We start from the raw sequence: 23,866 nt of genomic DNA on the forward strand, positions 1-23,866 counted from the left end.
GGTCGCCTACTGCCCGGTACGGCGGGCGGCTAACGCCTGCGCAGCAGCCAGTACAGGCCGACCAGCGGGAGCACCAGCGGGATGAACACGTATCCCCTGCCGTAGCCGGACCACACGGTGGCGTGGGGGAAGGCCGCGGGGTCCATGAGGCTGGCCGTACCGACGATCAGGACGCCGGCCAGTTCGATGAACAGGGCGCCGAGCGCGATCCGGCGGGCCCCTGCGGCCAGCGCGACGGTGAGCACGATGTAGACGGCGGCGGCGAAGGCCGACAGCGAGTAGGCCAGCGGCGCCTCGGCGAACTTGGTGGCGATCTGCACGCCCGCCCGCGCGGAGGCGGCCAGCGCGAACAGCCCGTAGACGCCGACCAGGACCCGGCCCGGCCCCTTGCCGATCGAGGAGGTCGTCATGCGCCGGTCTGCCAGATCTGCAGCAGCCTGCCCGTCATCACCGCGATCGCGAACCCGGCCACGACCAGGATCGCCGACCCCCACCTGCTGCGCTCGGCCAGCGCCAGGAACACCCCCGCGGGCGGGATGACGGCCTGGCCGCCCAGGTAGCCGTACAGCAGCGCCTTGGCGTCGGGCCCCTCGCCGCGCGCCATGGCCGCGATCACGAACCCGGCCTGCACGAGCACCAGCACCTCGAGTACGGCGAAGCCGACGAGCAGGACCATGCCCATCGCCCGATCGCGGATCGCGGAGACCAGGGCGGCCAGCGCGAGCAGCAACGACCAGACGATGACGATCGTCGCGAGGGTGGAGTTCACCCGGAAAGCGTACTGGTGCATAGGATCGGTCCTGTGGAGAGGATCCTGGTCAGCGCCTGCCTGATGGGCCGCAAGGTCCGCTACGACGGCCGGGCCAAGACCAGCTCGGACGCCCAGCTCGCGGCCTGGCGGGAGGAGGGGCGGCTGGTGCCGTTCTGCCCGGAGGTCGAGGGCGGGCTGCCGACGCCGCGCCCCGCGGCCGAGATCGAGGGCGGCGTGGGCGGCGCCGCCGTGCTGTCGGGCGCCGCCAGGGTGCTGGCCACCGACGGCTCCGACGTGACGGGCGAGTTCCTGGCGGGCGCGCAGGCCGCGCTGGCCGTGGCGAGCTCGTTCGGCATCAGGGTGGCGGTGCTCAAGGAGGGCAGCCCGTCGTGCGGCGCGCTGTCGATCTACGACGGCACGTTCCGCGGCCGGCGCACTCCCGGGCAGGGCGTGACCGCGGCGCTGCTCGAGCTGAACGGCATCCGCGTCTTCACCGAGGACCACGTGGCCGAGGCCGCCGACTACCTGCGCACCCTGGAGACGTAGAGCGCGCCGCTGAGGCCGAGCCCGAGCAGGGCGGCCATGACGCGGTGGTACCAGGTGTTGAGCGTGGTCGCGGGGGTCGCGCCGAGCCCCAGCGAGAGGACCCCGAGCAGCACGCCTCCCAGTGCCAGGGCGTGCGAGTACAGGATGGGGTCCCAGGAGACGCGCGCCCGGTAGGCGCCGCCGAGCAGCGCGAGCCCGCACAGCGTCTCGGCGACGACGGCCGGGATGATCACCGGCTCGCCCAGCGGCCCGAGTGTGATCCCGGTGTGCAGCAGCGCGAACATGAAGAAGATGAGCGCGTAGACCACCGAGAGCGCGCGGAGCGCCTTCCTGAGTGCTTCCATGCGCTCACGCTCGCAGTTTCCCTCTTCGGGGGAATCCTCCCTGGGGAGATGGTCGGGCTACGCCGCGGAGAGCATGCGCCGCACGAGCCTGATCACCTCGTCGATGGTGACCTGGGCCTCCCGGTCGGACTCGCAGGCGGCGACCTCCCTGCCCGACTCGCCCATCACGGTGGTCAGCAGCACGACCAGGACGTGGCTCTCCCTGCTGTCGTCCAGGCCGAGCAGGCGCTTGTTGCCGCCGATCCAGTCCCAGCCGCGCTGCCTGCGCAGCGTGGAGAACTCGGCGGGCCCGTCGTTCTCCAGGAACAACCTGGCCACGTCGCGCTGCTCCCACGACCCCTCCAGGTAGGCGCGGGCCCCGGCCAGGAAGCGCTCGGTGGTGCCGTCGACCGCTTTGGCCGCCCGGTGGGTGCGGTCCTCCTGGTCGCGCATGAACTGCTCCCACAGCGCGAAGAACAGCCCGGGTTTGCCGCCGAAGTGGTGGTAGAGGCTTCCGACGCTGATGCCGGAGGCCTCCACGATGTCGGCCACCGTGGCCTCGCCGTACCCCTTGGCCAGGAAGACCTCGCGGGAGGCGCGCAGCAGCGCCTGCCTGGTGCCGCTCGCCCGTTCCCAGCGCGCCATCAGTACTCCCAGGTGTCGGTGCGCCGTTCGTGGCCGATGCACCACACGCCCGACCCGTGCCCGTCCTTGGCCAGGTCGACGCGGATCCAGCCGTCGTTCCTCGAGACCTTGGCGGTGTAGCCCGCGCGGGGGCTGGCCGACACCAGGCGGCAGCCGTTCGCGTCCAGCCTGAAGGCCACCTCGCCACCCTTCACCTCGATCACCTTCACCGGCCCCGGCTCTCTGGTGGTACGGCGGGGCGTCGGCGTCACCATCGGAGCGCGATGATCGCCGGCCACGGTCTGGGCAAGGAAGGGCTCCACCCGGACATCGTCCACGAACTCGTCCCTGAGCACCCCGCGAACGCCGAACCACGAGACGGACACGGCGACCGCGGTGGCCCCGCACCAGATCGCGATGTAGCGAAGGGCTCGACGCAAAGAGGCTCCCAACAGGAAAGCTACTCATCTGACTGCCGCTCCACTGTAGTGTCCAGTCCCGGTCGTAGCGGCAGTCCCTTTACGGTTGGTGCGCATGGCGACGGTCCTCGTAGTCGAAGACGATGATTTCGTCCGCACGGCGATCATCCACGAGCTGCATCGGCGGCAGCACGCGGTCCGCAGCGCCGGCTGCGCGCTCGACGCGCTGCGCGAGATCTCCCAGCGCCCGCCGGACGCCGTCGTGCTCGACCTCGGGCTCCCGGACCTGGACGGGTCCGAGGCCCTGCGGATGATCAGGGGTGTGTCGCAGGTCCCGGTGATCGTGGCCACGGCCCGCGACGACGAGAGCGAGATCGTCAGGTTGCTGGAGGCGGGGGCCGACGACTACCTGGTCAAGCCGTTCTCCGGCGACCATCTGGGCGCGCGGCTAGAGGCGGTGCTGCGGCGGTCCCGCTCGGCCGCGGCGCCGCGGGTGCACCAGGTCGGCGGGCTCGTGGTGGACGCCGACCGGCGCGAGTCCGTGCTCGACGGCGCGACGCTGTCGCTGACGCGGCGCGAGTTCGACCTGCTCGCCTACCTGGCGGCGCGCGCCGACAGGGTGGTGACCCGCAAGGAGCTGCTGACCGAGGTGTGGCATCAGGCCTACGGCGACGACCAGACCATCGACGTGCACCTGTCGTGGCTGCGCCGCAAGCTCGGCGAGAGCGCCGCGAACCCGCGCTACCTGCACACCGTGCGAGGCGTGGGCGTGATGCTGTCCGCACCGCGATGAGAGGCACGCTGGCGGCCTTGATGGTGGCGGTCACCTCGATGGTCGCGCTCGCCTTCCTCGTGCCGCTGGCGCTGATCGTCAAGGAGACCGCGCAGGCGCGCGCTCTGGCCGAGGCCGAACGGCAGGCGTCGGCGTTGATCCCGGTGCTCGCGCTCACCACCAGGGCGCAGGACCTGGAGCACGCCGTGGCCAGGACCGAGGCGGGCAGGCGCGGGCTGCTGGCGATCCAGGTCGGGGACGGCGCCACCTCGGGACGTTTCCGCGCGCCGGCCGCGGAGGTCGCCAAGGCCGCGACGCAGACCAGGGCGAGCACCATCGAACTGCCCGCCGGGTACGCGCTGCTGCGGCCGGTGGCGCTGGACGGCGGCAAGGGCGCGGTGATCGAGGTGTTCGTCCCTTCCGCGGACCTCAACAGGGGCGTGACCGCCTCGTGGGCGGTGCTGACCGGGGTGGCGGTGGCGCTCGTGGTCGGGTCCGTCCTGGTCGGTGACCGCCTCGGTGCCCGGGTGGTCCGGTCGGCGCGGCGGCTCGGCACGGCGGCGACCGCTTTCGGCGCGGGCGACCTGAGCGAGCGGATCTACCCGGAGGGGCCGCGCGAGCTGGAGCAGGCGGCCACGGCCTTCAACGCGATGGCCAACCGGGTCACGCGGCTGCTCGCGGCCGAGCGGGAGCTGGCGGCGGACCTGTCGCACCGGCTGCGGACGCCGCTGACGGCGTTGCGGCTCAGCCTGGACCAGCTCGGCCCGCCGGCGGAGCAGTCCCGGCAGGCGCTGGCCCGGCTGGAGGGCGAGGTGGACGCGATCATCTCGGCGGCCAGGAGGACCAGCGGCGGGGCGCGTTCGTGCGACGCGGCGCAGGTGCTGCGCGAGCGGCTGGCGTTCTGGTCGGCGCTGGCCGAGGACCAGGAGCGGCCGTGGGAGCTGGCGGGCGCCACGCTTCCCGTGCGGGTGCCGGTGCCCGCGGCCGAGCTCGGCGCGGCCGTGGACGCGCTGCTCGGCAACGTCTTCCGGCACACGCCCGAGGGGACGGCGTTCTCGGTCACGCTGGAGGAGGGCAAGGACTCGGTGGGCGTCCTGTTCGCCGACGCGGGTCCCGGCATCGACGATCCGTGGCTGGCGGTGGAGCGGGGGACGAGCGGGGCCGGGTCCACCGGGCTGGGGCTGGACATCGCGCGGCGGCTGGCCGAGTCGACAGGCGGGTCGCTGCGGGTGGACCGCTCCGCGCTGGGCGGAGCCCACGTCCAGTTATGGCTCCTCCTAAAATGATCTCTAAGTCCACCTTAATGGCCGCTTAAGCACCATTTTTCGGCATACGGCCTGGTCCAGGGTGGTCCGCATGCAGATCAACCGACAGACCATCGCCGCCATCACGCTGACAACCCCCGCCCTGCTCGCGCTCTCCCTGCTGCCCGGCGCGGCCAGCGCCCACGGCACCATGAACAACCCGCCGAGCCGGACCATGGTCTGCTACGCGGAAGGCCCGGAGAACCCGAAGTCGGCCGCCTGCAAGAAGGCCGTGGAGCTGGGCGGGACGCAGCCGCTCTACGACTGGAACGAGGTCAACATCGCCAACGCGGCCGGACGGCACCGCGAGATCATCCCGGACGGCAAGCTGTGCAGCGCGGGGCGCGACAAGTACCGCGGGTTCGACCAGGCGCGCGCCGACTGGCCGGCGACCTCGATGACCTCCGGGGCCGCCTACACCTTCAGGTTCCGCGCGACCGCGCCGCACAAGGGCACCTTCGAGCTGTACCTGACCAAGGACGGCTACGACCCGGCCAAGCCGCTGAAGTGGTCCGACCTGGACGCCAAGCCGTTCGCCACGAAGACCGACCCGGCGCTTTCCGACGGGTCGTACGTCATCGACGCCAAACTGCCCGCCAGGTCCGGACGGCATCTGATCTATGTGATCTGGCAGCGCAGCGACAGTCCCGAGGCGTTCTACTCCTGCTCCGACGTGGCCTTCGGCGGCTCGAACCCCTCTCCCGCACCCACCCCCACGGGCACCCCGACCGCCACCCCGAAGCCGACGCCCACCGGGCAGCCGGCCCCGTCCGGGATCAACGCCGGCATCGGCCTGTCCACCACGACCGCCAAGCTGGGACAGACCGTGACGGTCACCGCGGTCTGCGGCGGCTCACAGGTACGCGCCATCACCTCCAACGCCTTCACCCCCCGCACGAACGCTCCCACCGCACCGGCCGTCACCTGGTCCCCCACCCTCAAACCCACCAGCCCCGGCACCTTCCCCGTAACGATCTCCTGCAAGAACGGCGCCCTGGCCCGCACCACCCTCACCGTCACCTGACTGGTACTTCCCGGTGCTCGACGCGCTCACCCCGCACGTCCTGCCCGAGGTGTCCGGCGTCAGCGCGACGGCGGAACCGCTGAAGATCCCCCGGAGTTGGCGCAACTTTGCCGGGCCCTCAGGAGTCACACACATAGCGATCAGGGGGCCCGGCACGTCGCACACCAACGGGAGGAACCGGCTATGCCTGTGGACCTGAACAACGCACGACCCCTGGCCTGGGATTCGGCCACGCTCGATGCGGACACCCGCGAGATGCTGGACAACCTGCAGCCCAACATCCTGCGGGCGCACGTGCGCGAGCACCTGTCGGTGCTGTTCGTCCGTTTCAACGATGTGGCCGAGGGGCGGCGGTTCCTGCGCGAGGTCGCCACGACCCGGATGAAGTCCGCGCGCAAGCACCTGGAGGAGGTTCGCGACTTCGACCGCGGCGGCCGGCGCGGCACGCCGTACGTCGGGATCGGCCTCAGCAAGGCCGGCTACCGCGACCTGGGGCACTCGGTGGAGGACATGCGGCGCTTCGGCGACAAGGTCTTCCGCGACGGCATGAAGCGGCGCATCGCCGAGGTGAACGACCCGGCCGTGGACCAGTGGGAGAAGGTCTACCAGCGGGAGATCCACGCCGTCGTCCTGATCGGCGACGCCGAGCCGGGGCCGGTCGCCGAGCTGCGCGAGGAGATCGTCGGCAAGCTGCCGCAGAGCGCGCGACTGCTGGGCGAGGAGACCGGTCAGGGCATGCGCAACCCCGACGGCAACGGCATCGAGCACTTCGGATACGTCGACGGCCGCAGCCAGCCGCTGTTCGTCAAGGACGAGGTGGACAAGGAGCCGCACCAGCACTGGAACCCGGCGTTCCCGCTGAGCAACATCCTGGTCGCCGACCCGCTCGCGCCGAACCCGAGCCGTCACTTCGGCAGCTACTTCGTCTTCCGCAAGCTGGAGCAGAACGTGCGCGCGTTCAAGGAGATCGAGCGCGACCTGGCCGACGGCCTGGGCCTGACGGGCGCCGACCGTGACAGGGCGGGCGCCATGCTGATCGGCCGCTTCAAGGACGGCACCCCGCTGACGCTCAAGCCGAAGGCGTCCGGCGGCCCGGTCGTCAACGACTTCACCTTCGACGCCGACACCGGGTCGAAGTGCCCCTTCAGCGGCCACATCCGCAAGACCAACCCGCGCTCGTTCGGCCGCGAGGTGCTCATGGCCCGCCGCGGCCAGACCTACGGCGAGCGGACGGACGACCCGTGGGACGACTCCCCGCCGGAGGTCCGCCCGAGCGGCGAGGTCGGGCTGCTGTTCATGGCGTTCAACGCCAGCCTGCTGAGCCAGTTCGAGTTCACGCAGCAGAGCTGGGCCGACAACCCGAACTTCCAGAACGAGGGCACCGGCCACGACCCGGTCATCGGCCAGGGCAAGCGGGAGGTGAAGGTCACCTACCCCAAGCTCTGGGGCAAGCCGGAGCTGTCGCCGCCGCAGCCGCAGGTAGACCAGACGATCACGATGCTGGGCGGCGAGTACTTCTTCATGCCGTCGCTGGCCTACCTGCGCCACCTCTAGGGGCGGCCGGCGTGCGGCACTGACACCTCCACCGCTTGGACCTGTCCGGTGCGGCCGGGGTCCTTCATCGCCTCCTCCATGCCGGGCCAGACGGCATCGAGCACGTACAGCGTGCCGTCGCCCAGCATGCAGGCGAAGCAGCCCCGGTCGGCCTGGACGGTCTGCAGGACCTGGCCGCCCTCGCGGACGCGCACGCACCGCTGGTTCGGCACGTCGGCGTACCAGACGGCGCCCTCGGCGTCGAGGCAGATCCCGTCGGGGAAGCCGTCGCCGCAGTCGGCCCAGACGCGGCGCCCCGACAGGGTGCCGTCGGCCGCGACGTCGAAGGCGGTGAGCCGGTTGGCGTGCGACTCGGCCACGATCAGAGTGGCGCCGTCGCCGGTGATGGCCATGCCGTTGCCCCAGGCCAGGCCGGCGGCGACCTCGGTGGCCCGGCCGTCGTGGGTGACCAGGACGAGGTTGGCGCCGTTGACGTAGGCGTTGCCGCGGGCGTCGACGACCAGTTCGTTGAACACCTGGCCGAGCGATGTCAGGTCGGCGTGGGTGACCAGCGTGCCGTCGGGCTCGCGGCGCAGCAGCAGCCGCTCCTGCCCGGCGACGACCAGTTCCCGCCCGTCGGGCAGCCAGTCGATGCTGAACGGGATCCAGGTGGGGACGGTGAACTCGACCCGGCTCTCGCCCGCGGGGTCGATGCTGATGATCTCGCCCGCGCCCCAGTTGGCCAGCCAGAGGCGGCCGTCGTGCCAGCGGGGGGATTCCGGCAGTCCCAGTCCGGTGAGCAGCGTCTTCATGATGCGATCCTCTCTCTCACCCGGATATACGAAGCCGCCTGCCGGATTTCGACATGAACTTTCTGTCATGTTCGAGAGTCAAACCGGATATGACAAAAATGCTTGCCGCAGCGGCATTAATCGTGATTTCCGGCTCCATCGTGTCCGTTACCCCGGCCCAGGCCGCGACCGCGCAGTGTCCTGTCGCCTCGAAGGCCGAGGCCAAGCGTTCGTACAAGGCCATGGGCGACACTCCCCCGCGCGGTGCCGACGCCATCAAGGGCGTCCGCGTCGGATACATCCCCACCGGCTTCAGCGGCGGCCAGGTCGTCGTCAACAAGCACCACGGCGTCGCCGAGTACGGCTACCAGTGGACCGACAAGCGCTCCGACACCGACCCCAAGGCCCGCTCCCTGTGGGTGCGGGTGGTCTGCTGGCCCAAGGCGGGCAAGCTCTCCCAGCTCAAGAACGCCCCCTTCGACCTGGGCACGTTCTCGGGCGACACGAAGCAGGCCACGCTCGGTGGGCGCAAGGTGCTGACCATGCAGGGCGACGGCGCCCTCGGCACGGGACTCCTGGTCGGCTGGGTGGAGCGCAAGGGCACGGTCGTCACGGTCATGGCCAGCCAGCCTCTGGTGGGGGACCTCGACAAGATCGTGGCGGGCATCCGGCTATGATCTGCCCGGGGGAGATTCGGGGATGTTTCGGGCGTTCTTCAAGACCGAGGTGGGCAGCACCAGCCTGCTGCTGATCGCCACGGTGCTGGCCATGCTCTGGGCCAACTCGCCGTGGGGGTACACCTACGAGGCGTTCTGGCACATCCAGATGGGCCTGTCCTTCGGCCCGGCCGAATTCTCCCTCGACCTGCGCCACTGGGTGAACGACGGGCTGATGACGATCTTCTTCTTCGTCATCGGCCTGGAGATCTCCTACGAGGTACGGCTCGGCCAGCTGCGTGACCGGCGGCTGATCGCGGTCCCCGCCGTGGCCGCGCTCGGCGGGATGATCGTCCCGGCGGCGCTGTATCTGATGCTGAACGCCGGCGGCCCGGGCGCGGGCGGGTGGGGTGTGCCCATCGCCACCGACACCGCGTTCGTGCTCGGGATGCTGGCCATCGTGGGCGCCCGCTGCCCTGAACCGCTGCGGGCGTTCCTGCTGACGCTGGCCATCGTGGACGACGTGCTGGCGATCATCATCATCGCCGTCTTCTACACGGTCAGCCTGTCGGTGCCCGCGCTAGTCACGGCCGCGGTGCTGATGGCGGCGATCGTGACGCTGCGCTGGCTGAAGATCTGGCGGGCGCCGGCCTACATCGTGCTCGGGTTCGCGCTGTGGGTGGCGACGCTGGAGAGCGGCGTGCACCCGACGCTGGTCGGCATCGCGCTGGGCATGCTGGTGCTGGTGTACGCGCCCAGCGACCACAAGCTGCTGCGGGCCGGCGAGGCCGTGCAGGAGTTCACCAGCGACCCGAGCGCGCAGGCTGCCCGGCAGGCGGCACGCAGCGTCAAGATGGCGGTCTCGGTCAACGAGCGGCTGCAACTGCTGCTGCACCCGTGGAGCAGCTACGTCATCGTGCCGATCTTCGCGCTGGCCAACGCCGGCGTGCGGCTCGACGCCGACACGCTGCGGGCGGCGGCCACCTCGCCCATCGCCATCGGCGTGGCGGCCGGGCTGATACTGGGCAAGTTCATCGGTATCTCGATCGGCACCTGGCTGCCGCTCAGGCTCAACTGGGGCGTCCTGCCCGGCAATCTGGTCTGGGGCCAGCTGCTCGGCGGCGCGGCGGTGTCGGGCATCGGCTTCACCGTGGCGCTGTTCATCGTCGACCTCGCCTTCGACGACCCCGCCGTGCAGAACCAGGCCAAGATCGGCATCCTGGCCGGGTCGCTGCTGTCGGCGCTGCTCGGCTCGTTCATCTTCCGGCTGGCCTGGGACCGGGGCGGCGTGTGCGCGCCGCCCGACGCCGAGCCTGAGGAGGAGCTGCCCGAGCTGCTGTCGGTGCCGGTCGGGCCCGGCGACCACGTGCGCGGCCCGCACGACGCCGGCGTGACGATCGTGGAGTATGGCGACTTCGAGTGCCCGTTCTGCGGGCGGCTGCACCCGATCCTGGAGGAGCTGCGCAAGCGCCACCCCGAGGTGCGGCTCGTGTTCCGGCACTTCCCGCTGCGCACCCTGCACCCGCGGGCGGTGCCCGCGGCGCTGGTGGCCGAGGCGGCCGCAGACGTGGGGCGCTTCTGGGAGATGCACGACATCCTCTTCGACAACCAGCGCTTCCTGACCGACGCCGACCTGGCCCACTACGCCGACGAGCTGGACGTCGAGCCGTGGACCGACGTGCCGGGCCACGCCGCCAGGATCGCCGCCGACGAGCGGTCGGGATACGACAGCGGGGTGCGGGGCACGCCCACGCTGTTCATCAACGGGGTCCGCTACCAGGGCGGGCTGGACCTGGCTTCGATCAGCCGGGCGGTGGAACGGGCAAGCGTTTCCCCGTAGGGTCGCCGCGTGGAAAATTCTCTTTGGATTATCGGTTTCGGTGTCCTCCAGCTCATCGTTCTGATCGCGGGCATCTTCGTGACCGCGTTCGCCAAGAAACACCGCGGCAGGGGCGCGATGCTCGGCATGTTCGGCTGCATCGTCATGTTGGTCGGCGTGCTCTGGCACGTTCTCTACGGCATGTTCCTGCCGGAGCTGGTGCACGAGTTCGAAATCTCGTTCACCTCACCGATCATCTACCTGGGAAGCGGCGTCGGCATCCTGATCGACATCGTGGGGACCCTGTTGCTGGTCTTCGGCGTGGCGGCCCGCTCCAACCCCGCGGAGCAGCCCGCGCCCGCCTACCAGCAGCAGTGGCAGCAGCCGAACCCGGCCTGGCAGCAGCAGCCACCGCAGCCGGGTCAGCCGCAGCCCGGGTGGCCGCCGCAGCAGCCGCCCTACGGCGGTCAGGGTCAGTGACCCGCCAGGTAGTCGCTCCAGGTGATCTTCCCCGTGGGCTGGGCCCTGGTCGTCAGGTGCCCGGCCCTGAAGGCCCGTCCCAGCCTGCCGGGGATCCGGATCCGCAGTACCCGCCCGGTCCTGCCGCGCGCCCGTAGCCACGTCTCCAGCAGGTCGCCCGCGCCGATCACCTCGGGCCCGCCGTACTCGGTGATGCCGCCGAGCGGGCCTCCGCGGATCCGTGAGACCAGCTCGGCGGCCACGTCGCGCACGTCGACGGGCTGCACGGTGATGCCGGGATCGATGACCCGGATACGGAACCGTGTCATCAGCGTGAAGCCCTGGGCCACGAACTCGTGGAACTGCGTCGCGCGCACGATCGTGTACGGAACGCCGCTCGCCTCGATCAGCCGCTCGGCCTTGATCTTGGATCTGTAATAGGCCCACTGCACGCGGTCGACGCCGACGATCGAGACGTAGATCACGTGCCGGTCTCCCGCGGCCCGCAGGAGCCGCTGGGTCCCGCCCAGCTCCACCTGGTCGGTGTAGCGGCCCTTGTAGGGCGCCGTGGCCAGGTGCACGATCACGTCCACCCCGTCCACGGCCGCCGCCAGGCCCTGCCCCGTGGTCAGGTCCACGACCACCCACCGCACGCCGTCCTGCGACGGCCGCGCGGTACGGCTGGCGGCACGCACCTCGAACCCCTCGCGGGCCAGGACGTCGATCAGGACCCGGCCCAGCCGGCCACTGGCTCCTGTCACCAGAACGCTTGTCATGGTGACAGGACGGCGCACCCGCCCGAGATGTGACAATGTCGGGGTAGATTTCCGCGCCGGACGTCCGCTCGAGGGGATCATGACGCCACAGCAGCCCTGGCCTCAGCAGCCCGATCCCAACCGGACCGTGCGCCACCGCTGGCCGCAGCCGCCCCCGCCCCCGCCTGAGCCGCCGGGCACGCGGCGCCTGGAGTACACGCCGGACATGTTCCCCGATGTCCAGCAGTACGAGGCCAAGCCATCCAGGTCCGCCTGGTGGTGGGTGGTCCTCGTAGGCGGGCTGGCGGTGGTCGTGGCCGCCGCCGCGGTCGCCGTCATCCTGTGGTCGCGCGGCGGGCAGCCCGAGCCCCGCAAACCGCGCTCCACCTCCTCCGGCGCCGCGGCGCACGGCGCCGCCCGGGTCACCGACCCGGCGGCGCACCTGTCGTACCCGGTCCCTGCGGGGTGGACGAAGGCCGGGGACGGCCTGGCCCAGCCGTACAGCTCGGGGCTGAAGCGCGACGGCGGGATCGTGATGGCGTTCACGCAGCCGGGCGCGCCCGGTGCCCAGGCCAGCATCGAGCAGTTGCAGGCCCAGGCGCGGGTGGTCGCCGAGCAGCAGGCGCACAGCCTGCTGCCGGGCACCAGCACGGTCCAGGGCGTCGAGACCAAGGCGCTGCAGGTCGGCGGGCGAGCGGCGGCGACGGCCTCGTTCACGCTGGCCTTCCAGCGGCAGGACCCGGCCTACGTGCGCGTGGTGGCGGTGCCGACGGGCGACAACACGATCTCCTACGTGATCGCCGCCCTGTCGCCCGACGGCGACGTGACGCGGCGCGCGGTCGACCAGATCATGGACGGCGTCAGGCCCGCGTGAACTCCATCGTCCAGTTCGTCTCCCACGTCTGCTCGCCGTCGACGGAGAAGGCCTGCTCCCAGCGGCAGGCGTCCGGGCCGTGCACGGTCCAGATGAAGCGGCAGCGCACCGGCGTGCCCTCGTGCTCGTCGTCGGCGTAGAAGACGCCCCTGTTGCCCTCGAAGCTTCCGACGAGCGGTTTGGTGTCCATCTTCGGGTCCAGGCTGCTGATCCAGTAGATCGACCACAGCTCGGTCGCCGGGTCGTACAGGCGCACGGTCAGCCCCCTGGTGCCGGTGGTGGGGAAGGTGATCTCGTCGACGCTGACGCCGCCGTCGAAGATCCGCCAGCTGCGCGAGGTGCCCTCGAACTCGTCCCAGTCGTCGCTGCCCGCCAGGCGCTTCCTGAGCTTGCGGTTGGCCGAGATCCACTCGCCCTCGAAAAAGTCGAAATCGTTCATGGGCGCGACCGTAAGCCGCAGTCACTGACAGGTAGTGTCAGCGATGATGCGCGCATCCCGCCTCGTCTCGATCCTCCTGCTGCTGCAGACGCGTGGCAGGATGACCGCGCGCGAGCTGGCCGACCGGCTCGAGGTGTCCGCGCGCACGATCTACCGCGACATCGAGTCGCTGCACACGGCCGGCATCCCGCTGTACGGCGACGCCGGTCCGAACGGCGGCTACCAGTTGCTCGACGGCTACCGGACCCGGCTGACCGGGCTGACGGGCGACGAGGCCGAGTCGCTGTTCCTGGCCGCGCTGCCTGGCCCGGCGGCCGAGCTCGGGCTGGGCGCGGTGGTGGCGGCGGCGCAGCTCAAGCTGATGGCGGCGCTGCCGGTCGAGCTGCGTGACCGCGCGGGGCGGATCCAGGAGCGCTTCCACCTGGACGCGCCGTCCTGGTACCGCGACCCGGAGCCGGTGACGCACCTGCCCGCGGTGGCCGACGCCGTCTGGGACTCCCACGCCATCCAGATCCGTTACCGGCGCTGGCGCGAGCCGGAGGAGGTCGAGCGGCGCCTGGAGCCCTACGGGCTGGTGCTCAAGGCGGGCCGCTGGTACGTGGTCGCCCGCTGCGGCGAACAGATCCGGACTTATCGTGTTTCGCAGATCTTGGCGCTGCATCCGCTGCCGTCGCGCTTCACCCGGCCCGCCTCCTTCTCCCTGGCCGGCTTCTGGCGCGCCTACACCGAGGAGTTCGAGGCCAGCCTGCGGCGCGGCCAGGCCTGTGTACGGCTGTCGCCCGCCGGGTTCGAGCGGCTGGGGCACCTGATGACGCCTGGCGTGGTGAGCGCGGCGGCGGCCAGCGCCTCGGAGCCTGACGAGGCGGGTTGGGTGCGGGTGACCGTACCGATCGAGTCGGTCTCGCACGCCACCGGCGAGTTCCTGCGGCTGGGCGGGGAGATGGAGATCCTGTCGCCGCCCGAGCTGCGCGAGAGCGTGGCGGCAGCGGCGGCCGAGATCGCGCGGCGGCACGGGTGTTAAGCGGTTCGCAAGTCCCGTCCGTCACGATGGCATCTCGCGACTTCCCGAGGGGATGCGCATGCGGATGACGACGGTGATCGCCGGAGTGCTCGCGGTGTGCCTGGCGGGCGCGGTGCCCGCCGCGGCGCGTGACACGGTCTACAGCCTGCCCAGGACCACGGTCACGGCGACCGTGGCCAAGGACGGGTCGGTCGGCGTGGTGGAGGAGCACACGTTCCACTTCTCCGCCGACGGCCACGGGGCCTACGTGGACCTGCCGGTCACGTACCGCTCGCGGATCGAGGACGTGACGGTGAGCGAGGGCGGCCTGGCCTACCGGGAGGAGGGCACCGCCGAGCTGGGCGTGGACCGCCCGGCGGCCACCTTCGCGCAGCGCGACTGCGGCGGCGTGCACCGGGTCGTGTGGTACTTCGCCGCGACCGGGGGCTCGGATCGGGTCTTCCGGATCGCCTACCGGCTGCGCGGCGCCGTCATCGCCTACGACGACCACGCCTTCCTGCACCTGCCGGTGTGGGGCAGGAACTGGGATCCGTCGCTCGACCGGCTCGAGGTGTCGGTGCGACTGCCGCGGGTGGGCAAGAAGAAGGAGACCTACGCGGCCTTCGGCCGGCCCGGCGAGCTGCTCCAGCCCGCCTTCGCCAAGCAGACCGTGTCGGCCACCGCCACGAACGTGCCCGGCGGGCGATCCGCCGCGCTCGACGTGGCGTTCCCCCGCAAGCAGCTCGCGCTGACGCTGGACACCGCCGAGGACGTGCGCAAGGGCAGCGGCGCGGCCAACCTGCGGACGCTGGGCTCGGGGTCGCTGGTGAGCACCGACTCCGGCACCGGCTGCCCGGCCACGCTGACGTCCTCGTCGGCGTCGTCGTCGTCCGGCGGCGTCCTGTCCGTCCTCGGCCCGATCCTGGCCTCGGTGGCGTTGCTGACCCTGTTGATCATCTTCCGCAGCGCCGGCACCGGCGGCGGATCGCGTTACCGGCGGCACCACCAGACCGGTTTCTCCTCCTCGTCCGGCGGAGACAGCTCCTCGTCGTCGTCCTCCTTCTCCGGGAGCGGTGGAGGCGGAGACGGCGGCGGAGGTGGCGGCGCCTGGTAAAGGGCCTTTCGGCAGGGTATTTCGTGTTCTGAGAACCCTGCCCGGGGAGCCCGGTATGGACCTGCGTGAGCGGCTGCTGATCCAGGTGAGCGCCCGCGACGTCTACGACGCTCCCGCGCTCGCCGCTCACCCGGGTTCCGGGCTGGTGTTCACCGGCCAGGCCGCGCACGACGCGGTCCGGATGGTACGGCGGCGGGGCTACGACGGCCCGCTGCTGGCCGACCGCCGCCGTTACGCCGGGTCCGCCAGGGTCGCGGGGACGGCCGGGCTGTCGGCGGAGTGGATAGCCGACCAGGTGGAGGCGGGCGTGACCGCGCCGCTCACCGACTCGGGCTACATCGGCCGCGGCGACACCGGGTCGTTGCACGCGATCCTGGAGCGGGCGGCCGGCTGGGACGGCGTGATCGCGGTCCTGCCCGTGCACGCCTCGTGGGCGGCGGAGGCCAGGCCCGCCCTGGACACGGCGATCACGACGTTCGGCGGGCCGGTCGCCCTGGTGGTCGAGGACGCCGCCATGCGCCGCGGCCCGCTGCCCTATCCGCTGCTGTCGGCGGGCGTGGAGGCTCTGGGCGCGCTGGCGGCCGGGGCGGACTGGGCCGCCGTCGGCGTGCGGGAGGTGCTGCGGCACCTGTATCCGGAGCCGCACGAGGTGCGCGGCGGCTGGCGGCGCGGCGGCGCCCGCAGCGCGCTGGTGACAGAACCGCTCGCGTTCGTGCCGGTCGAGCGGCTGGGCCGGGAGGCGTGCCCGTGCTCGATCTGCCACGGGCGGCCCTTGGCACGGCTGCGGGACGCGCCGGAGCTGGAGGTCAACCTGCACAACAGCACGGTCCTGCACCGCCTGCACACCCGGCTGCTGCGCTCCACCCACCGGGAACGCTGGTGGCAGGCCCTCACGGGGTGAGCGTGGACTGCGAGACGTGCCAGCAGTTCGTCCAGTGGTCCTCGGCGATCACGGTCCTGTCAGGGACCTCGGTCGAGCAGACCGGCAGCGCGACCGGGCAGCGCGGGTGGAAGCGGCACCCGCTCGGCGGCGCGATCAGGCTGGGCGGCTCGCCGTGCCGCTTGACCTCGGCGGGCGCGACCCGGTCGGGATCCGGCGCCGACTCAAGCAGCAGCCGTGTGTAGGGGTGACGCGGCTCCTGCGTCACGGTCTCCGCGGCGCCGCTCTCGATCATCCGCCCGGCGTACATGACCGTGATGTCCTGGGCGAAGTAGCGGGCGCCGGCGATGTCGTGCGTGATGTAGAGCAGCGCCAGCCCGCTCTCGTCGGCCAGCTTCTCCAGCAGCCGCAGCACGCCGAGCCGGATAGACACGTCCAGCATCGACACCGGCTCGTCCGCGATCAGCGCGACCGGCCGCACCGCCAGTGCCCTGGCGATCGCCACCCGCTGCCGCTGCCCGCCCGACAGCTCGTGCGGCAGCTTGTCCATGAACTGGTCGACCGGGGTGAGGCTGACCCGTTCGAGCAGCTCGGCCACCAGCTCCCGCTCGTGCGCCTCCGAACGGACGTGCCCGTGGATGCGCAGCGGCCTGGCCAGGTGGTAGCGCACCCGGTGGAACGGGTTGAGCGAGGCGAACGGGTCCTGGAAGATCAGCTGCACCTGCCGCCTGAACTCCCTGAACCCCCGCACCCGCTCCCCGCGCAGCAGCACCTGCCCCGAGGTCGGCGGATACACCTGGGCCAGCAGCCGCGCCACGGTGCTCTTGCCGCAGCCGCTCTCGCCGACGAGCGCGCTGACCGTCCCCGCGCGCAACGCGATCGACACGTCGTCCACCGCCTTGAGCACCGGCCGCCGCGCCCCGAGCCGTCCGCGTGCCACGGTGAAGTGCTTGGTCAGATTGCGCCCCTCCAGGATGACCTGCCCGCTCATGACCTCTCCTCCAGCTGTACGGCTCCCGCCCCGTCGTTGAGCAGGCACGCCACCTCCCCTTCCGGGCCCGGCTTCAGTACCGGACGCCGCTCGGCGCACTCCGGCATGGCCAAGCGGCACCGCGGATGGAACGCGCACCCGGGCGGCAGGGACCGCAGGTCGGGCGGCGTGCCGGGGATGCCGAGCAGCTCCTCGCGGGGTCCGTGCAGCCGGGGGAAGGAGCGCAGCAGCCCGAGCGTGTACGGGTGGCGCGGGGCCTGCTTCAGCGACGCGGTGGTGCCCGTCTCCACCAGCCGCCCGCCGTACATGATGGCGATCCTGTCGGAGATCTCCATGAGCAGCGACAGGTCGTGCGTGATGAACACGACGGCGAAGCCGTACTCCGCGCGCAGCGCGCTGATCTCGAGCAGGATGTCGCGCTGCACCACCACGTCGAGCGCGGTGGTCGGCTCGTCCATGATGATGATCTCCGGATTGAGCGCCAGCGCGATGGCGATCGCGGCGCGCTGGCGCATGCCGCCGGAAAGCTCGTGCGGGTAGCCGCGCCGCCGGTCGGCGCTGATGCCGACCCGTTGCAGCAGCTCGACAGCCCGCTCCTGGCGGTCCTTGCGCGCCATGCCGGGGCGGTGGATGCGGAGCACGTCGTCGATCTGGGCGCCGATCGTGCCGACCGGGTTGAGGGAGTTCATGGCGCTCTGGAAGACGACCGCCAGCTCCTTCCACCGGAAGGCCCGCAGGTCCCGCTTGCCGAGCTCGAGCACGTCGACCGGGTCGCCCTCGCGCGGCCGGTAGACCACCGAGCCGGCGGTGATCGCGGCCGGTGGGCGCAGCAGCCTGGCCACCGCGTTGGCCAGCGTCGACTTGCCGCTGCCGCTCTCGCCCGCCAGGCCGAGGATCTCGCCGCGGCGCAGGTCGAGCGACACGTCGTCGACGGCGTGCACGGCTCCGGTGTTCGACAGGTAGTCCACGCCGAGTCCGCGGATCTCCAGCACGTTCATTTCTGCTTCACCTTGATGGTGCGGAGCCGGGGATTGGCCAGCTCGTCGATGCCGAAGTTCACCAGCGCCAGGCCGGTGCCGATGAGCGCGATGCACAGACCTGGCGGCACGAACCACCACCAGCCGCCGCGCAGCAGCGCCTGGCTGGTCTGCGCGAAGTAGAGCATGCTGCCCCAGCTGACCGTGGACAGGTCGGCCAGCCCGAGGAACGACAGCCCCGCCTCGGCCAGGATCGCGCCGACCACGGTGGCCAGGAAGCTGGTGGCGATGACGGGCATCAGGACCGGGAGGATCTCGTAGAAGACGATCCGCAGGGGCTGTTCGCCGCTTGCCCGCGCCGCCTCCACGAAGTCGCGCCGCCGTACGGACAGGGTCTGCGCGCGCAGCACGCGCGCGCCCCACGCCCAGCCGGTGACGGCGATCACCACCGCGACCGAGGCGACGCCGCGCTGCGACAGGTAGCCGGCGAGCACGATGATCAGGGGCAGCGCCGGCAGCACCAGGAAGATGTTGGTCAGCGCCGACAGCACCTCGTCGACGGCGCCGCCGAAGTACCCGCCGACCAGGCCCACCAGGACGGCGAACACGGTCGCGATGACCGCGGACAGCAGCCCGACTCCCATCGAGATCCGCGCGCCGAACACCACCTGCCGCAGGATGTCCTGTCCCGTGTCGGTGGTCCCCAGCCAGTGCGCCGCCGAGGGGCCCTGCATGACGTCGTTGCTGGTGGTGGCCGGGTCACCGCCGACGAGCAGCGGTCCCACGAGCGCCATGAGCGCGAAGAAGGCCAGGATGCCGATACCGATGCGGATCTTCACTGTCGCGTCCTCGGGTCCAGGACCACGTAGGCCAGGTCGGCCAGGAAGTTGGCCACCAGCACCGCCAGCGAGATCACCAGGAAGATGCCCTGCATGAGGGGGAAGTCCTCGTTCTCCACCGCCTTGAGCAGCGCCGAGCCGATCCCCGGGTAGGAGAAGACGATCTCGGTCAGCACCGAGCCGCCCACCACGAAGCCCAGGCTCAGCGCGAAGCTGGTGATGTTGGGCAGGATCGCGTTGCGCGCGGCGTAGGACCACATGACGCGGCGGCTGGTCAGCCCCTTGGCCTCGGCCATCACCACGTAGTCCTCGCCGAGCGTGGTCACCATCACGTTGCGCATGCCGAGGATCCGGTCGGCCATCGAGGCCGCCACGATCGTCACCGCCGGCAGCACCGCGTGGTAGGCCACGCTCCCGGCGAACTCGCCCGTCCAGCCCGGGTCCACGTCCAGCGAGTAGGCCCGGGTCGTCGGGAACCACCCCAGCACCGTGCCGAACCCGAACGCCAGGATCAGCGCCACCCAGAAGTACGGCACGGCGTGCATGAACGTGGCCGCCGGCAGCACCCCGTCGAGCCAGGTGCCCCGCTTCCAGGCCATCAGCACGCCGAGCGAGGTGCCCACCAGGTAGCTGATCAGCGTGGCCACCCCGACCAGCCCGATCGTCCACGGCAGCGCCTCCGCGATGACCGAGGAGACCTCCGTGGGGAAGAACGTGATCGAGCGGCCCAGCTCGCCGTGGAGCAGGTTGCCCAGATAGTGGAAGTACTGCTGCCACAAGCCCGCGTCGCTGAGACCGAAGGCCCGCTTCATCGCGTCGATCGCGGCCGGATCCAGGTTGCCCTTCATCCGCGCCACCAGCAGCTCCACCGGATCCCCCGGCATGAGCCGGGGGATCAGGAAGTTGAGCGTGACCGCGGCCCAGGCCGTCAGCAGGTAGAACCCGAGCCGCCTTGCCAGAAACCTCACGTGCCCGCCGGCTTCAGGTGCAGCAGGACGACCGCCGCGTCGGGCGAGGAGTACGGCGAGGGCATCGCGTACGGGTCCTGCTCGCTGGGCCAGCCGGTGTACTTGCTGGTGCGGAACTCCGCCCAGGAGGGGCTGTAGAACAGCGGCACCACCGGCAGCTTCTCCACCATGATCTTGCCGAGCCCCTGGACGGCCTGCTGCTGCTTGGCCAGATCCTCGGTGGCGGCGTAGTCCGCGATCAGCTTGTCGGTGGCCGCGTCCTTCCAGCGCTCGTAGTTGGCTGAGCCGGCCTTGCCCACCGGCATCGCGAGCGGGCCGTACATGAGGAAGCGCAGCTGCTCGTACGGCGTCGGCCCGACGTCGGCTCCCCTGATCGACAGGTCGTAGTCGCCCTTGTTCACCTTGGACACCCAGTCGGCGAACGCGACGCCCCTGGTCTCGACCTTGATGCCGACCTTGGCCAGGTCCTCCCTGATGAGCTGGGCGCAGTTCACCCAGTCGGTGAACGGCGAGGGCACCAGCAGGGTGAAGCTCAGCTTGGCCGGGTCGACGCCCTTGAGCAGTTCCTTGGCCTTCTCGACGTCGACCTTGAAGGCGGCGTCCTTGTACTCCGGCGGCAGGTAGGCCTCGCCGCCCGGCATCGTCACGGTCGTCGGGTGCGCCACGTGCGTGTATCCGCGTTCGGCGATCTGGACGAGCTTGTCCCTGTCGACGGCCAGGCTGATGGCCTGCCGTACCTCCGGCTTGGCCAGCACCGGGTTGGTCAGGTTCGGCAGCAGGTTGACCACGCCCTCGGGCGGGAAGAAGAACTTGTTCTGGTCCGGCTTGCCCTGGACGAAGATCTTCTGGATGTCCGGCACGAAGGCGCCCGCCCAGTCCAGCTCACCCTGCTGCAGCGCGTTCTGCACGGCGTTGGCGGTGTAGGCGGGGAACTTCAGCGTGGGCACCTGCGGCTTGCCCGGCTGCCAGTAGGCGTCGTTCTTCACCATCTCGTACAGCTGCGCGCTGAACTTCGACAGCTTGTACGGGCCCGTGCCGACCGGCTTGGGATTGGTGAAGGTGACCGGGTTCTCCTTCTCGAACAGGTGCTTGGCCACGATCGCGGAGCTGCCGGCGATGTTGAAGAGCTTGGCGTAGGAGGTGGTGGTGAAGTCGATCCGCACCTTGTCGGGGGCCAGGACCTTGGCGCCGGCGACGTCCAGGGCGCTCTTGTTGAGCTCCGGGTACGTCTTCATCGTGTCGAAGGTGAAGGCGACGTCGTCGGCGGTGAACGGCCGGCCGTCGCTCCACTTGACGCCCTGGCGGAGGGTGAAGGTGAGGGACTTGCCGTCGTTGGACCACTCGTGCTTGGTGGCCAGCCAGGGGGTGACCTCGCCTGGTTTGAGCTTGTTGAAGTACTCCAGGGTCTCGTAGATCATCCCGGTGGTGCCGAAGTTCACGTTCTCCAGGTGGAAGGGGTTGAAATCCTCCTGGAAGGTGCCGGCGTCCACGGCGTGGATGACCAGCGGCTTGCCAGTCGTGTTCGCACCTTGTCCGGATTTTTCACCATTTCCAGATGAGCAGGCGGAAACGGCGAGGAGTAGGGCTGCGGCGGCTACCAGGGCTTTTCTCATGGGGGGTTTGCCTTTCCTGTGCCTGCGGTCCGAGGAGCTCCTCCTGCTTCCCGGTCCGCTCTGTGGTGCTTCACCCGTGCGCCCTCGAGCCCTCCTGGTCTTGGCTCTCGCGCCCGGGCGCGTCAGTTCTCGTTGTTCGGGCCGTTCTCGTTGTTCGGTCCGAAATGTGTGAGGCGGAGGTCGCGGGAGCCCTTGGGGGCGGCGAAGGCCTGGGCGCGGCGGAAACCGGCGGGCGCGCCGCGGACGATCGTCAGCGCGCGGTAGTAGTCCACGTACGGGAAGCCGTAGGTCTCGCCGCGGGCGAAGGCGTAGCCCGTGATCGCCTGCGACCAGACCTCGTAGGCCTCCTCCCGCAGGTCGACGAAGACGTCAGGGGCGAAGCCCTCGGCGTCCTCCCAGTTGTCGGCGTAGTAGAGCTCGCTCGCCCAGTACGCGGGATGCTCGCGCTCCAGCGTCTTCAGCCCGCCGAAGAACCGGGCGTCCTGGACGATGCGGTGCGTGCGGGAGTGGTCCTTGTGGATCGACGCGCTCCAGTGGGTCAGGATGACGTCCGGTCGCAGTTCCCTGATCAGGTCGCCGACGCGCATCTTGACGTCGTCGTCCTCGGGCAGCAGCCCGTCCTCGTAGTCCAGGAACCTCACTCCGGCGCCGATCCTGTCGGCGAACGTCTCGGCCTCCTCCCGCTTCTGCTTGGCGTACTCGGCCACCGGCGTGCGCGGATGCCCCCGCTCCCCCAGCGTCAGGTGCAGCAGCGTCGCCCGGTCTCCGTTCATCACCTGCTGGGCCAGTACGGCTCCCGCGGTCAGGTCGAGGTCGCCCGCGTGCGCCCCGATCGCCAGCACGTGGATCCCGCTCACCCGGTCCTCCTCATCACGTGGAAGCGCCTGGTCACGGTGTAACCGGCCTTCGCGTACAGGTGGCCCGCCGGGCTCTGCTCGCCCGTCCACAGGAACCATGAGGAGTGCAGGCCCTCGGCCCGCATCCGCGTCATCGTCAGGTGCAGCAGGATCTTCCCCAGCCCGGTCCCCTGCAGCTCCGGATCAACCCCGAAGGGCCCAAACCTCTCCCCGACCCCCCGATAGGCCCCATACAACGCAAACCCCACAATCCGCGCGCCACCAGCGTCGTTGCCTTCGGCGGTTTTTGTGGCGTCGGCGACGTTGGCGTCTTCGCTGGCCTTGGCAGCTTCGGCGGCGTTGACAGCTTTGGCGTCTTCGGCGGTTTTGGTGGAGTTGGCGCCTTCGCTGGCCTTGCCTGTTTCGGCGGCGTTGCCGGCCTTGGCAGCTTCGGTGGTCTTGGCGGCGCTGGTGGCGCTGGCGGCGCTGGTGACACTGGCGGCGCTCGCAGCTTCGGTGGCGTTGGCGGCGTTGGTGTCTTTAGTGGCGATGACGATGCGGGCTGGTGTTCTGTGGGCTCGGATGGCCTCGCCCCAGTCGGGGTTGAACCGGTCAGCCGCGAAACGTATGAGCTCGGGCAACTCCCCGTCCCGGGGGCTGCGGAAGCCGTACCCCTCGCTCTCCCGCTGAGCCTGCAGACCGTGCACGTCGTCCGGCGTCACGTAGCCGACCAGCGACCGATCCATCGCCACCGGAGAGTAGAGCGTCGTGAACCCGAGCCGCTCAAGCAGCCGGAACCCCTCCGGGTACGCCTCGGGATCGGCCCCCGGTAACACGTAGTTCGGCGTATACGACGCGAAGTCCACCCGCACCCGCCCCTGCCCCCGCAGGAACGCCACGGCCTCCTCGACCAACCGCCGCCCTAACCCGCTCCCCCGGTACTCGGGCACGACGAAGAAGAACGGAATCCACCCCGCCTCGGGCTCCAGATCAGTGCCGGGCGCCAGCGGGGTAAGCCTCCGCACGCCGTACGCACACCCGACGACCTGCCCGTCGACCACGGCGACCCGCAGCCCCTCGGGATCGAAGTTCGGATCGAGCAACACGCAGTCGCGAAACCATCCGGGAGTGGTGGGGTCGGCCCGCAAGCTGCGATTCCAGGCCTCGACCAGGGAGCCCTCATCTCCTGCGGCAAACGCCCGCACGGCGACCTCGGCCAATGGTGGTCCTCTCACCTTGGTACTTGATGAAAGGCTTTCCCACAGTTGACCCCCGGGTCAATAAGATCCAGGAAGAAATTTTCTCCCCCACCCACCCCCCAGAAACTTTCCTTCGCCCTCACTCCACCCCCCACCAGCCCAAACCCACCCACCCCCAACCGCGACTTCCCAAACACAACCTCCGCCCACCCACCCACTCCCGCCTTGACCCCAGCGCCCACCCCCTCAGCGCGTCCGTCGCTCATCCCACCCCCGCACTCGCCGCAGTCCCCACCCTGCGTGCCTTCCACTCATCCCCCGCCCGCAATGCCCCGCTCTCGTCCCAGCGCGACCTCCCGA

Annotated in this window: 27 protein-coding genes; 12 read left to right on the forward strand and 15 right to left on the reverse strand. The window is 70.7% G+C overall.

What is annotated here, in order from left to right; genetic code table 11:
- Positions 1 to 29 precede the first annotated feature (29 nt).
- Together KIK09_RS19565 and KIK09_RS19570 are read right to left on the reverse strand one after the other, a co-directional pair.
- Positions 30 to 410, reverse strand: coding sequence for a hypothetical protein (locus tag KIK09_RS19565; protein ID WP_214320623.1), 381 nt, complete (start codon positions 408 to 410; stop codon positions 30 to 32).
- A complete protein-coding gene (locus KIK09_RS19570; RefSeq protein ID WP_214320624.1) occupies positions 407 to 769 on the reverse strand; it encodes a hypothetical protein in 363 nt (120 codons plus the stop codon). The genes KIK09_RS19565 and KIK09_RS19570 overlap by 4 nt, the downstream gene beginning before the upstream one ends.
- Positions 770 to 802: 33 nt before the next feature.
- Between KIK09_RS19570 and KIK09_RS19575 the strand changes: the two genes are divergently transcribed.
- Positions 803 to 1,297 (forward strand): 2-thiouracil desulfurase family protein, encoded by a 495-nt coding sequence (locus KIK09_RS19575; protein WP_214320625.1) that lies wholly within the window; start codon positions 803 to 805, stop codon positions 1,295 to 1,297.
- Here KIK09_RS19575 and KIK09_RS19580 read toward each other — a convergent pair.
- The 3 genes from KIK09_RS19580 to KIK09_RS19590 are packed head-to-tail and all read right to left on the reverse strand — an operon-like array spanning position 1,273 to position 2,684.
- The gene (locus KIK09_RS19580) at positions 1,273 to 1,641 is read right to left on the reverse strand and encodes a hypothetical protein (RefSeq protein WP_214320626.1); all 369 of its coding nucleotides are present in this window, start codon (positions 1,639 to 1,641) and stop codon (positions 1,273 to 1,275) included. The two genes, KIK09_RS19575 and KIK09_RS19580, sit on opposite strands and share 25 nt — an antisense overlap.
- Before the next feature lie 57 nt (positions 1,642 to 1,698).
- Positions 1,699 to 2,265 (reverse strand): TetR/AcrR family transcriptional regulator, encoded by a 567-nt coding sequence (locus KIK09_RS19585; protein WP_214320627.1) that lies wholly within the window; start codon positions 2,263 to 2,265, stop codon positions 1,699 to 1,701.
- Positions 2,265 to 2,684, reverse strand: a complete 420-nt coding sequence (locus tag KIK09_RS19590; protein ID WP_214320628.1) for a hypothetical protein — start codon at positions 2,682 to 2,684, stop codon at positions 2,265 to 2,267. The genes KIK09_RS19585 and KIK09_RS19590 overlap by 1 nt, the downstream gene beginning before the upstream one ends.
- Positions 2,685 to 2,778: 94 nt before the next feature.
- Here KIK09_RS19590 and KIK09_RS19595 point away from each other — a divergent pair, with 94 nt between their 5' ends.
- The 4 genes from KIK09_RS19595 (at position 2,779) to KIK09_RS19610 (ending at position 7,317) form a co-directional block, all read left to right on the forward strand.
- Positions 2,779 to 3,456: a response regulator transcription factor gene (locus KIK09_RS19595; RefSeq protein ID WP_214320629.1), complete on the forward strand. Its 678-nt coding sequence runs from the start codon at positions 2,779 to 2,781 to the stop codon at positions 3,454 to 3,456.
- A complete protein-coding gene (locus tag KIK09_RS19600) occupies positions 3,453 to 4,721 on the forward strand; it encodes a HAMP domain-containing sensor histidine kinase (RefSeq protein WP_214320630.1) in 1,269 nt (422 codons plus the stop codon). Before KIK09_RS19595 ends, KIK09_RS19600 begins: the two co-directional genes overlap by 4 nt.
- 70 nt (positions 4,722 to 4,791) lie before the next feature.
- Positions 4,792 to 5,763: a lytic polysaccharide monooxygenase auxiliary activity family 9 protein gene (locus KIK09_RS19605; protein WP_275956161.1), complete on the forward strand. Its 972-nt coding sequence runs from the start codon at positions 4,792 to 4,794 to the stop codon at positions 5,761 to 5,763.
- 183 nt (positions 5,764 to 5,946) lie between these two features.
- Positions 5,947 to 7,317 carry a Dyp-type peroxidase gene (locus KIK09_RS19610; protein ID WP_214320631.1) on the forward strand — a complete coding sequence of 457 codons (1,371 nt, stop codon included), beginning with the start codon at positions 5,947 to 5,949 and terminating at the stop codon, positions 7,315 to 7,317.
- On the opposite strand, the gene KIK09_RS19615 is transcribed toward KIK09_RS19610, so the two are convergent.
- Positions 7,314 to 8,108: an SMP-30/gluconolactonase/LRE family protein gene (locus KIK09_RS19615; protein WP_214320632.1), complete on the reverse strand. Its 795-nt coding sequence runs from the start codon at positions 8,106 to 8,108 to the stop codon at positions 7,314 to 7,316. The genes KIK09_RS19610 and KIK09_RS19615 overlap by 4 nt on opposite strands.
- A 140-nt stretch (positions 8,109 to 8,248) precedes the next feature.
- Between KIK09_RS19615 and KIK09_RS19620 the strand changes: the two genes are divergently transcribed.
- Genes KIK09_RS19620 through KIK09_RS19630 form a run of 3 tightly spaced genes read left to right on the forward strand, consistent with a single transcriptional unit; the run spans position 8,249 to position 11,042 of the window.
- Positions 8,249 to 8,764, forward strand: a complete 516-nt coding sequence (locus KIK09_RS19620) for a hypothetical protein (RefSeq protein ID WP_308164192.1) — start codon at positions 8,249 to 8,251, stop codon at positions 8,762 to 8,764.
- A gap of 22 nt (positions 8,765 to 8,786) precedes the next feature.
- Entirely contained in the window at positions 8,787 to 10,583 is a 1,797-nt protein-coding gene (nhaA, locus tag KIK09_RS19625; protein WP_214320634.1) for a Na+/H+ antiporter NhaA, read from the forward strand.
- Positions 10,584 to 10,592: 9 nt separating this feature from the next.
- Positions 10,593 to 11,042 carry a hypothetical protein gene (locus tag KIK09_RS19630; protein ID WP_214320635.1) on the forward strand — a complete coding sequence of 150 codons (450 nt, stop codon included), beginning with the start codon at positions 10,593 to 10,595 and terminating at the stop codon, positions 11,040 to 11,042.
- On the opposite strand, the gene KIK09_RS19635 is transcribed toward KIK09_RS19630, so the two are convergent.
- Positions 11,036 to 11,797 (reverse strand): SDR family oxidoreductase, encoded by a 762-nt coding sequence (locus tag KIK09_RS19635; RefSeq protein ID WP_214320636.1) that lies wholly within the window; start codon positions 11,795 to 11,797, stop codon positions 11,036 to 11,038. The two genes, KIK09_RS19630 and KIK09_RS19635, sit on opposite strands and share 7 nt — an antisense overlap.
- Before the next feature lie 79 nt (positions 11,798 to 11,876).
- Between KIK09_RS19635 and KIK09_RS19640 the strand changes: the two genes are divergently transcribed.
- Positions 11,877 to 12,650, forward strand: a complete 774-nt coding sequence (locus KIK09_RS19640; RefSeq protein WP_214320637.1) for a hypothetical protein — start codon at positions 11,877 to 11,879, stop codon at positions 12,648 to 12,650.
- Here the strand turns inward: KIK09_RS19640 and KIK09_RS19645 are convergent.
- Positions 12,637 to 13,089: a hypothetical protein gene (locus KIK09_RS19645; RefSeq protein ID WP_214320638.1), complete on the reverse strand. Its 453-nt coding sequence runs from the start codon at positions 13,087 to 13,089 to the stop codon at positions 12,637 to 12,639. The two genes, KIK09_RS19640 and KIK09_RS19645, sit on opposite strands and share 14 nt — an antisense overlap.
- 43 nt (positions 13,090 to 13,132) lie before the next feature.
- On the opposite strand from KIK09_RS19645, the gene KIK09_RS19650 reads away from it, so the two are divergent.
- From KIK09_RS19650 to KIK09_RS19660, 3 genes are read left to right on the forward strand one after another with little or no spacing between them, the layout of a single operon-like run.
- Positions 13,133 to 14,110 (forward strand): helix-turn-helix transcriptional regulator, encoded by a 978-nt coding sequence (locus tag KIK09_RS19650; RefSeq protein ID WP_308164193.1) that lies wholly within the window; start codon positions 13,133 to 13,135, stop codon positions 14,108 to 14,110.
- A gap of 58 nt (positions 14,111 to 14,168) precedes the next feature.
- On the forward strand, positions 14,169 to 15,203 hold the full coding sequence (locus KIK09_RS19655; protein WP_214320639.1) for a DUF2207 domain-containing protein: 1,035 nt from the start codon (positions 14,169 to 14,171) through the stop codon (positions 15,201 to 15,203).
- 55 nt (positions 15,204 to 15,258) lie between these two features.
- Positions 15,259 to 16,104, forward strand: coding sequence for a hypothetical protein (locus KIK09_RS19660; RefSeq protein ID WP_214320640.1), 846 nt, complete (start codon positions 15,259 to 15,261; stop codon positions 16,102 to 16,104).
- Here KIK09_RS19660 and KIK09_RS19665 read toward each other — a convergent pair.
- From KIK09_RS19665 to KIK09_RS19695, 7 genes are all read right to left on the reverse strand, one after another.
- A complete protein-coding gene (locus tag KIK09_RS19665; RefSeq protein WP_214320641.1) occupies positions 16,094 to 17,074 on the reverse strand; it encodes an ABC transporter ATP-binding protein in 981 nt (326 codons plus the stop codon). The two genes, KIK09_RS19660 and KIK09_RS19665, sit on opposite strands and share 11 nt — an antisense overlap.
- The gene (locus tag KIK09_RS19670) at positions 17,071 to 18,072 is read right to left on the reverse strand and encodes an ABC transporter ATP-binding protein (RefSeq protein WP_214320642.1); all 1,002 of its coding nucleotides are present in this window, start codon (positions 18,070 to 18,072) and stop codon (positions 17,071 to 17,073) included. Before KIK09_RS19670 ends, KIK09_RS19665 begins: the two co-directional genes overlap by 4 nt.
- Positions 18,069 to 18,890: an ABC transporter permease gene (locus tag KIK09_RS19675; protein ID WP_214320643.1), complete on the reverse strand. Its 822-nt coding sequence runs from the start codon at positions 18,888 to 18,890 to the stop codon at positions 18,069 to 18,071. The genes KIK09_RS19670 and KIK09_RS19675 overlap by 4 nt, the downstream gene beginning before the upstream one ends.
- Complete coding sequence (locus KIK09_RS19680; protein WP_308164194.1) at positions 18,887 to 19,858, reverse strand: ABC transporter permease; 972 nt, start codon at positions 19,856 to 19,858, stop codon at positions 18,887 to 18,889. The genes KIK09_RS19675 and KIK09_RS19680 overlap by 4 nt, the downstream gene beginning before the upstream one ends.
- Positions 19,855 to 21,348 (reverse strand): ABC transporter substrate-binding protein, encoded by a 1,494-nt coding sequence (locus KIK09_RS19685; RefSeq protein ID WP_214320644.1) that lies wholly within the window; start codon positions 21,346 to 21,348, stop codon positions 19,855 to 19,857. The genes KIK09_RS19680 and KIK09_RS19685 overlap by 4 nt, the downstream gene beginning before the upstream one ends.
- Before the next feature lie 245 nt (positions 21,349 to 21,593).
- Complete coding sequence (locus tag KIK09_RS19690; protein ID WP_214320645.1) at positions 21,594 to 22,328, reverse strand: PIG-L deacetylase family protein; 735 nt, start codon at positions 22,326 to 22,328, stop codon at positions 21,594 to 21,596.
- The gene (locus KIK09_RS19695) at positions 22,325 to 23,527 is read right to left on the reverse strand and encodes a GNAT family N-acetyltransferase (protein ID WP_214320646.1); all 1,203 of its coding nucleotides are present in this window, start codon (positions 23,525 to 23,527) and stop codon (positions 22,325 to 22,327) included. The genes KIK09_RS19690 and KIK09_RS19695 overlap by 4 nt, the downstream gene beginning before the upstream one ends.
- Between the last annotated feature and the right edge of the window lie 339 nt (positions 23,528 to 23,866).

Origin of the sequence: Nonomuraea sediminis, assembly GCF_018531495.1 — a bacterium.
GTDB lineage: Bacteria > Actinomycetota > Actinomycetes > Streptosporangiales > Streptosporangiaceae > Nonomuraea > Nonomuraea sediminis.

What these genes read in the sequence shown, in the direction of transcription:
- KIK09_RS19565 (WP_214320623.1), bottom strand. Translation starts at nt 410, where the DNA reads ATGACGACCTCCTCGATCGGCAAGGGGCCGGGCCGGGTCCTGGTCGGC.
- KIK09_RS19580 (WP_214320626.1), bottom strand. Translation starts at nt 1,641, where the DNA reads ATGGAAGCACTCAGGAAGGCGCTCCGCGCGCTCTCGGTGGTCTACGCG.
- KIK09_RS19585 (WP_214320627.1), bottom strand. Translation starts at nt 2,265, where the DNA reads ATGGCGCGCTGGGAACGGGCGAGCGGCACCAGGCAGGCGCTGCTGCGC.
- KIK09_RS19595 (WP_214320629.1), top strand. Translation starts at nt 2,779, where the DNA reads ATGGCGACGGTCCTCGTAGTCGAAGACGATGATTTCGTCCGCACGGCG.
- KIK09_RS19600 (WP_214320630.1), top strand. Translation starts at nt 3,453, where the DNA reads ATGAGAGGCACGCTGGCGGCCTTGATGGTGGCGGTCACCTCGATGGTC.
- KIK09_RS19605 (WP_275956161.1), top strand. Translation starts at nt 4,792, where the DNA reads ATGCAGATCAACCGACAGACCATCGCCGCCATCACGCTGACAACCCCC.
- KIK09_RS19610 (WP_214320631.1), top strand. Translation starts at nt 5,947, where the DNA reads ATGCCTGTGGACCTGAACAACGCACGACCCCTGGCCTGGGATTCGGCC.
- KIK09_RS19615 (WP_214320632.1), bottom strand. Translation starts at nt 8,108, where the DNA reads ATGAAGACGCTGCTCACCGGACTGGGACTGCCGGAATCCCCCCGCTGG.
- nhaA (WP_214320634.1), top strand. Translation starts at nt 8,787, where the DNA reads ATGTTTCGGGCGTTCTTCAAGACCGAGGTGGGCAGCACCAGCCTGCTG.
- KIK09_RS19635 (WP_214320636.1), bottom strand. Translation starts at nt 11,797, where the DNA reads ATGACAAGCGTTCTGGTGACAGGAGCCAGTGGCCGGCTGGGCCGGGTC.
- KIK09_RS19640 (WP_214320637.1), top strand. Translation starts at nt 11,877, where the DNA reads ATGACGCCACAGCAGCCCTGGCCTCAGCAGCCCGATCCCAACCGGACC.
- KIK09_RS19645 (WP_214320638.1), bottom strand. Translation starts at nt 13,089, where the DNA reads ATGAACGATTTCGACTTTTTCGAGGGCGAGTGGATCTCGGCCAACCGC.
- KIK09_RS19650 (WP_308164193.1), top strand. Translation starts at nt 13,133, where the DNA reads ATGATGCGCGCATCCCGCCTCGTCTCGATCCTCCTGCTGCTGCAGACG.
- KIK09_RS19655 (WP_214320639.1), top strand. Translation starts at nt 14,169, where the DNA reads ATGCGGATGACGACGGTGATCGCCGGAGTGCTCGCGGTGTGCCTGGCG.
- KIK09_RS19660 (WP_214320640.1), top strand. Translation starts at nt 15,259, where the DNA reads ATGGACCTGCGTGAGCGGCTGCTGATCCAGGTGAGCGCCCGCGACGTC.
- KIK09_RS19665 (WP_214320641.1), bottom strand. Translation starts at nt 17,074, where the DNA reads ATGAGCGGGCAGGTCATCCTGGAGGGGCGCAATCTGACCAAGCACTTC.
- KIK09_RS19670 (WP_214320642.1), bottom strand. Translation starts at nt 18,072, where the DNA reads ATGAACGTGCTGGAGATCCGCGGACTCGGCGTGGACTACCTGTCGAAC.